This is a genomic window from Bradyrhizobium sp. PRIMUS42, from assembly GCF_023006515.1.
Lineage (GTDB): Bacteria > Pseudomonadota > Alphaproteobacteria > Rhizobiales > Xanthobacteraceae > Bradyrhizobium.
On sequence record NZ_JALBGZ010001457.1, the window covers coordinates 1 to 621 of the forward strand.

Genomic DNA, 621 nt, shown 5'->3' on the forward strand with positions numbered 1-621 from the left:
GACGTCGAGACGGTCATGAGCCCGCAGAAAACGCTGACGCGTGTCGCCGCCGTGCACGCCGCGACGGACCAGCCGATCGAAGCCTACGAGATCCACATCGGCCGCACCGACGGGCCCGATCGCGCGCGGCCATTTGCGAAACTGAACGGCGAGCCGGAAGGCGCGATCTCGAGGGATGGCCGCGTGCAGGGCAGCTATTTGCACGGCCTGTTCACGTCGGACGATTTCCGCAAGGCGTTTTTGGCCAAGCTCGACATTCCCGCAGGCGATGAGCCCTACCACGCCAGGGTCGAGAGCGCTCTCGATGCCCTCGCCGACCACATCGAGAAGCATCTCGACGTCGAAGGCCTGCTCGCGCTAGCGCGCTAGGACCTCGGCAAGGCGCGTCCATTCGGCTTCGCTGCCAGGAAGCCCAAGGCGCAGCCATGTCGGCTTTTGTGCGAAGAGACGCGACCAGATCTGGCCGCACGCGAGCTTCTCCTGCGCGGCGAGCGCGTCGGGTGTCTCGTAGAGACGGAACAGCGGCGTGCCGCCGACCAGCCGCCAGCCTTGCGCCCGCACCATGTCGTCGAGGCGGACACAGTCTTTCGCAAGCCGCGCGGACGTGGCCTCGGCCCAGGC

The 621-nt window shown here is 67.3% G+C and carries 2 pseudogenes; one reads left to right on the forward strand and one right to left on the reverse strand.

Annotated elements, in window-relative coordinates:
• Positions 1-369: pseudogene (locus MOV75_RS41045) on the forward strand (cobyric acid synthase CobQ); the annotation flags it as partial.
• Here MOV75_RS41045 and MOV75_RS41050 read toward each other — a convergent pair.
• Positions 358-621 (reverse strand): annotated as a pseudogene (locus MOV75_RS41050) (threonine-phosphate decarboxylase); the annotation flags it as partial. The pseudogenes MOV75_RS41045 and MOV75_RS41050 sit on opposite strands and share 12 nt — an antisense overlap.